Origin of the sequence: Pseudoalteromonas sp. NZS127 (assembly GCF_015864805.1) — a bacterium.
GTDB classification, from domain to species: Bacteria; Pseudomonadota; Gammaproteobacteria; order Enterobacterales; family Alteromonadaceae; genus Pseudoalteromonas; species Pseudoalteromonas nigrifaciens.
Window position 1 is genome coordinate 22,469 of record NZ_JADYWN010000029.1, and the last position, 6,354, is coordinate 28,822.

General features: G+C 38.7%; 7 protein-coding genes. 3 read left to right on the forward strand and 4 right to left on the reverse strand.

Annotated elements, in window-relative coordinates; genetic code table 11:
* Positions 1-102: 102 nt before the first annotated feature.
* Both I6E78_RS17590 and I6E78_RS17595 read left to right on the forward strand, forming a co-directional pair.
* Entirely contained in the window at positions 103-618 is a 516-nt protein-coding gene (locus I6E78_RS17590; RefSeq protein ID WP_197183017.1) for a hypothetical protein, read from the forward strand.
* Between the two features lie 16 nt (positions 619-634).
* Positions 635-811, forward strand: a complete 177-nt coding sequence (locus I6E78_RS17595; protein ID WP_065813981.1) for a DUF1289 domain-containing protein — start codon at positions 635-637, stop codon at positions 809-811.
* Positions 812-980: 169 nt separating this feature from the next.
* Here the strand turns inward: I6E78_RS17595 and I6E78_RS17600 are convergent, their stop codons facing one another.
* A complete protein-coding gene (locus I6E78_RS17600) occupies positions 981-1,520 on the reverse strand; it encodes a gluconokinase (protein ID WP_197183018.1) in 540 nt (179 codons plus the stop codon).
* A 153-nt stretch (positions 1,521-1,673) separates the two neighbouring features.
* Here I6E78_RS17600 and gntU point away from each other — a divergent pair, with 153 nt between their 5' ends.
* The gene (gene gntU / locus I6E78_RS17605; RefSeq protein WP_197183019.1) at positions 1,674-3,017 is read left to right on the forward strand and encodes a gluconate transporter; all 1,344 of its coding nucleotides are present in this window, start codon (positions 1,674-1,676) and stop codon (positions 3,015-3,017) included.
* A gap of 174 nt (positions 3,018-3,191) precedes the next feature.
* Here the strand turns inward: gntU and gntR are convergent, their stop codons facing one another.
* The 3 genes from gntR to I6E78_RS17620 form a co-directional block, all read right to left on the reverse strand.
* Positions 3,192-4,202: a gluconate operon transcriptional repressor GntR gene (gene gntR, locus I6E78_RS17610; protein ID WP_197183020.1), complete on the reverse strand. Its 1,011-nt coding sequence runs from the start codon at positions 4,200-4,202 to the stop codon at positions 3,192-3,194.
* A 240-nt stretch (positions 4,203-4,442) separates the two neighbouring features.
* Positions 4,443-5,714 carry an O-acetylhomoserine aminocarboxypropyltransferase/cysteine synthase family protein gene (locus I6E78_RS17615; protein WP_197183021.1) on the reverse strand — a complete coding sequence of 424 codons (1,272 nt, stop codon included), beginning with the start codon at positions 5,712-5,714 and terminating at the stop codon, positions 4,443-4,445.
* Between the two features lie 246 nt (positions 5,715-5,960).
* Positions 5,961-6,354: zinc ribbon domain-containing protein (locus I6E78_RS17620; RefSeq protein WP_197183022.1), on the reverse strand; the 394-nt coding region annotated here is incomplete at its 5' end.

The following is a 6,354-nucleotide window of genomic DNA, read 5'->3' on the forward strand; positions in this document are numbered from 1 at the left end:
TGTAACTTTAATACCAACAACTTTTATAAAAGCACGCTTAAATTATTTAGTGTGCTTTAGCACATAGCGCACTAAATTCATTAATTAAAAGGATAATATTGAATGAAGAAGTTAGCCTCTGTCGTATTTACTGGCTTGGTAATTTCAGGTTGTTCTAGCGTTGTTACTGAGCAAACAGCCGCTATAGATCAACTTACACCATGTAATAAAATTCAAACCTTACTTGGTGCATACGATACCCGTTTTGAATCGCTAAAAACAACCAAAGTAACCACAAAATTTATGGATAGCTGGAGTACTAACTATCATTTAGTGGGTCAACAGTGCCAAATTACTGCATTTGATCATGATAATGTTATTTACCGCTGTCAAAATAGTTACAAAGAGCAAGTAGCTGCTGTAACAGATCATCAAAAAGCAGTGGCTTTTACTCGCCAATGTTTGCTTGAAAGCAATTGGCATGAAAGCCAAAAAGAGTCAAAAAACTCGATTCGTACTACTTTCGTACTTGATGAAAACACCCCTGTTATTTCAATCTACACCGGTAAAACGTTATCTAGTTTAAAATCGTGGTCTACCTCATTAGAAATTGGCAAATCAGTAGCTACTAAACAATAATTTTTTATAGGGTTTTATGGGTTTTCAAACAAAAACTAGCAAGACTAAACTTAAAACCGATTGTATTGGAGTTTGCCAGCGGCGCAGTGGCCTATGTACTGGCTGCGGACGTACCAACGATGAAATTTTTGAGTGGATTATTTTATCTGAAGATGAAAAAAAGGTGATTTTAGCAACCCCACGAGCCGATTAAGCAATGAATAGCTGGGGTTTTAATAGGTAAGCTAAACATCTGGGTTATAAAACTTTAACTTCAATAATAGACTAAAACTAACTGTTGTTAAATTTAGCCTGTTATTGAACGTTTGAAATAAATGGCATCTACTTTATTACTCATTATTTTTGTATTTATACCTTATAGGTTACCCGCTAGCTAAATTTATATCGGTTTGCGTAGCTTGAAAACAAGCGCTTACAACCTGCTTAAATGATTTATTAATGTCGATACTAATTACATTTAACTCATCTGCTTGGGGGATTTCCAATGTCTCGAATTGACTTTTTAATAGCTCAGTAGGCATAAAGTGCCCTCTTCTATCTTGCATTCGCTGCTTAACTAATTCAAAATTTCCCTGTAAATGTAAAAAAGTAATATTCACATTTCCTTCGCATATTTGCTCTCGGTATTTTTTCTTTAAGGCTGAACAAACAATAACGGCCACTTCATTTTTCTGCTCAATACTAAACGCAGCGTCACGAATTCTTTCTAACCACGGCACCCTATCATCATCATTAAGCGGTTGTCCTGATGACATTTTTAAAATATTTGCTTTGGGATGTAAATCATCGCCATCAATAAATTTAGCGTCCATTTTTTTCGCAAGCGCATAACCAATACTCGACTTTCCGGTGCTTGATACACCCATAATAATAAATATTCGACCCGCGTTTATTTGGCTCATTTAGCTAATCTCACTCTATTTTTTAAAAATTCATTAGCTTTGAATGAATTTTTATATTAAGTTACTGGTAACATGTTACGCGTAACTTAATATAATATGAAATTAAACACAAGTTAACTATCCTAATTTGAGTTGGATTTAAGTAGGAAATATATGTCAGATTTATCTTTAATACTAACCGCGGTAGGTTCTATTCTACTGTTACTTTTTTTAGTCATGAAAGTAAGGCTACACGCGGTTGTCGCTTTAATTTTAGTTTCGATGATAGCCGGGCTATTCTCTGGAATGAGCCCACAAATGATCGCAGAAACTATCCAAAAAGGAATGGGCGGCACTTTAGGCTTTGTTGCTGTTGTGGTTGCATTAGGTGCCATGTTTGGCAAAGTAATGGAAGAGACTGGAGCGCTTGACCGTATTGCTCATACCTTATTACATCGTTTTGGCGAGAAAAACGCTAACTGGGCGCTCACCTTTACTGGTTTTATATGTGCTTTACCACTATTTTTTGATGTTGCTGTGGTGCTTTTAATTGGTATTGCATTTGCTGTGGTACGTAAAGGCGGTGGTAGTGTTATTAAAATAGGGATTGCACTGCTTGCTGGTATTGCTGCTTGTCAGGCATTTCTTATCCCTGCGCCAGGCCCTATTTTAGTGGTATCTCAACTTGGTGCCGATTACGGTTATATGATTTTATTTGGTTTGCTTGCTGCTATTCCAGCTATGATCATTGGCGGCCCTCTTTGGGGATCGCTAATTGCTAAGTCAATTCATGTTGAACTACCTGAACACGCCCAAAACAATGATAATACTAGAGACGGTGAGGGCGAGCCTAGTTTTGGCTTAGCTCTAGGTTTAATTGCACTGCCATTATTAATGATTGCCTTAAATACGATTGGCTCTCGTTTTGTTGAGCAACAATCTAACTTACATCATTGGTTAGAGTTTATCGGTCACCCATTTACTGCAATTCTTGCAGCTTGCTTAATGGCATTTTATTTACTGGGTGTAAAACGCGGTGTACCACAAGATCGTATTATGGAAATTTGCAGTAGTGCCTTACAACCTGCTGGCGTTATCATTTTGGTAACAGGCGCTGGGGGAGTATTTAAACAAGTATTGGTTGATTCGGGTGTAGGGGCAGCGCTTGGTAATATTCTTGCGGGATCTGGCTTACCGATTGTTATGCTAGCTTTTATATTAGCAGCCGCAGTACGCGTAATTCAAGGCTCTGCAACTGTTGCTATGCTTACAGCATGCGGTTTAATTATACCTATGTTAGAGCCGCTTGGACTAGATGGCGCTCAGCTTGCTGCGGTTACTATCGCCATTGGTGGAGGCTCAATCGTTTTATCGCATGTAAATGACTCTGGCTTTTGGTTAGCTAATCGCTACCTTGGCCTTACTGAAATGCAAACGCTGAAAACATGGACGGTGATGGAGACCATCATTGGTACAACGGGTGCTATTGTAGCTATGATTATTTCCCTCTTTTTATAAATTATTTTTATTCATAAAACCCTAAATATGTCCGATGCTGTGCTTAAATAGCAGCATCGGTGTTTACTTCGAGTGTTATAGCTTTTACTGTTTGATGGAGGCAAGCACCATATTTCACTTACAACTCAATATTCTAGGTTTAATATTTTCTTGCTTTATGAGTGACATAGTTAATCAAACACTTTCGCCTAAATGAATCACATAACCGGTATCACATATTTGCTCATCGGGTGTTTCAATATCTGTTGTTGAACTAATACGACTGAGTAATTTAGCCCCTGCAAGGTTACCAATCTGATAACGCGGCGTGATCACACTGGCTAGCTGAGGCACCATAGATTGACCAATATCATGGCCATGAAAGCCTGCAACCCCCATATGCTGAGGAACAGAAATATTATTTCTTTGACACTCAAAAATAGCACCAATAGCCAAATCATCATTAGTACAAAATATACAGTCAGTATCTGGATGTTCTGTACGTGTTTTTTGCAATAATTTAGCGCCCAAACTAAACGACGAAGCTTCATTTGTCATCACACTTTTAGGAGTAAACCCCCTTAGTAACATTGCGTCGCTATAGCCTTGAAACTTCAATTGTGTGCGCATATCTAACCTTGCACCAAGGTAAACAATATTCCGGTAGCCTTTATCTAAAAGCGCATTGGTCATCTCAAAAGCAGCTTTAGCATTATCAAAGCCAACCGCTTGGTGTATTGGAGTGTGATGAATATCCATTATTTCAACCACAGGAATACCCGCCATAGCAATCATTTTTCGGGTTCTGTCGGTATGCGTTGTTTCCGATAAAATTAGCCCATCTACATGATATGATAATAAATATTCAACTCTCTTTTCTTCAATTTCGGGGCTATAGCCATAATGCGCGAGCATTGTTTGATACCCAGCAGGCTCAGTAATATCTTCAATTCCGCGAATAACTTGCGAAAACACTTGATTAGTTAACGATGGGACAAGCACACCTATAGAGTAGCTTTTGGCATTAGATAATAAATCTGGGGCTTTATTAGCAATATAACCAAGTGAATCTATGGCTGCTTTAATTTTGATTTGAGTTGTTGCTGATACTTTCTCTGGGTTACGTAAATAACGACTTACCGTCATTTTAGTGACCCCAACTGCATCCGCTATATTTTGAAGTGAAGAGCGTTTATTTTTTTTCATCACAGGTAATTAATTTATTATGTTACACGTAACATAACAATTATAATTGCGGTTAGCCACTTTTAAGCTATTTTGCTAGATAAATATAACCTTATTGATAATTATTTATACTATCCTGGCTTGCTTAGACCGTTTACTTATCAAGTTAGATACTTAATTATATGCTTTTCAATGAGTCAATAAATACAAATGCCTCAGTGTATAGAGGCATTTTAAACGATGTTATTACTTATAAATAGCTTACGCTTTACCGAGCGCTTGACTTACATCTGCAATAATATCGTCGATATTTTCAATACCAATCGATAAACGCACTAAATCACGGCTCACACCTGCATTAGCGAGTTCTTCATCATTAAGCTGACGATGCGTGGTTGATGCAGGATGACACGCTAGCGACTTAGCATCACCGATGTTTACCAAACGCAGTATCATATTGAGTGCGTCGATAAAACGAGTGCCTGCTTCCAAGCCACCTACAATACCAAAACTTAATATACCCGATGCTTTACCATTAGTTGTTTTTTTACACATTGCGTTGTATGGACTTGACGCTAAGCCTGCATAGTTAACCCATGAAACTTTAGGGTGCTTTTGTAAATACTCAGCCACCTTTTGTGCATTTTCGCAGTGACGTTCCATTCGCAAACCTAAAGTTTCAAGGCCAATTAGAATGTCTGATGCATTTTTTGGTGCAAGTGCCGCACCGGTATTTCTAAGCGGAACCACTCTACAGCGACCAATAAACGCGGCTTCTGCAAAGGCTTCGGTATAAACAACATTATGATAAGACGGATCTGGCTCGTTCATCATGGCAAAACGCGTAGCATTTGCTTTCCAATCAAATTTACCTGAGTCAACAATCATGCCGCCAATGGCAGTGCCGTGCCCGTTTATGTATTTAGTTAATGAATGCACCACTATATCGGCACCCAGCTCGAATGGGCGGCATAAGTACGGCGTTGCTACTGTGTTATCAACAATAAGGGGCACACCTTTACTGTGTGCTATTTTGGCTAATCGGGCAATATCAACAATATTACCTGCAGGGTTGCCAATTGATTCACAAAATACTGCTCGAGTATTATCATCTATTGCGTTTTCAAAGGCCTCAAAGTCATCTGCTTTGATCATCCGTGCTTCAATACCTTGGCGTGGTAATGAATGTGCAAATAAGTTGTAAGTGCCGCCATATACTTGGCTAGTACTAACAATGTTGGTGCCAACTTCACATAAACATTGAATTGCGTAAGTAATTGCTGCCATGCCAGAGGCTACAGCCAGTGCGCCTACGCCCCCTTCCATAGCCGCGATACGCTGCTCTAATACTGCGTTAGTCGGGTTCATAATACGGGTGTAAATATTACCAGGTACTTTTAAATCAAATAAATCAGCACCATGCTGGGTGTTATCAAACGTATAAGATGACGTATTATAAATTGGCACTGCTGCAGACTTTGTGGTTGATTCTGATTCGTAGCCATGATGCAGCGCTAAAGATTCTAGTTTCATTAGTATATTCCCTGTTATTAATTTACTTAGCGTTAAATTAGCACTTATATGCTACTAAGTGCACTTGAAATATACTAATGACAATTGAAATTTTTAACCTTTAAAAACAACCACTGTTAACTTTTAAAGCTATAACTAGTTTAGCTGTAAACTAAAACCAATAATAAAGAGTATTACGCCTAAGTGAACTACCCATCGACGCCACTCCGTGTCGACCAATGGGCTTCTACAGCCTTGACTTAGAGACTAGGCTGCTTCTTTTTTCTCAGTTCCAACAGCAAACTTCGATAGCTTGAAGACTTTCGTTTTAATGGCTGATTTCTGCTGAGATGTGGGGGTAACCCTTGCGACGATCCCAGCCGCAATCAAATCTAATTCACCTGTTTTTGCTATGCTTTTAGCCGCTGACAAGTCTCGGCTTTGGTAAGTTTCACAAGCCGTACATGTGAAATATCTGTCGTTCAATGTTAAAACATGATGTTGGCCGCATTCAGAACAAACCCCAGTGGATTTTTCAAGCCTGCCAATCTCGTGATAGAGTTTACCTTCAAGCTCAGTTTTGTATTTTGAAAGCTGAGTAATTAAGCCCATCACATTGTCGGCAACCATGCTGCCATTGAACTTTTGCATCCCTTTTACG

What these genes read in the sequence shown, in the direction of transcription:
- I6E78_RS17590 (WP_197183017.1), top strand. Translation starts at nt 103, where the DNA reads ATGAAGAAGTTAGCCTCTGTCGTATTTACTGGCTTGGTAATTTCAGGT.
- I6E78_RS17595 (WP_065813981.1), top strand. Translation starts at nt 635, where the DNA reads ATGGGTTTTCAAACAAAAACTAGCAAGACTAAACTTAAAACCGATTGT.
- I6E78_RS17600 (WP_197183018.1), bottom strand. Translation starts at nt 1,520, where the DNA reads ATGAGCCAAATAAACGCGGGTCGAATATTTATTATTATGGGTGTATCA.
- gntU (WP_197183019.1), top strand. Translation starts at nt 1,674, where the DNA reads ATGTCAGATTTATCTTTAATACTAACCGCGGTAGGTTCTATTCTACTG.
- gntR (WP_197183020.1), bottom strand. Translation starts at nt 4,202, where the DNA reads ATGAAAAAAAATAAACGCTCTTCACTTCAAAATATAGCGGATGCAGTT.
- I6E78_RS17615 (WP_197183021.1), bottom strand. Translation starts at nt 5,714, where the DNA reads ATGAAACTAGAATCTTTAGCGCTGCATCATGGCTACGAATCAGAATCA.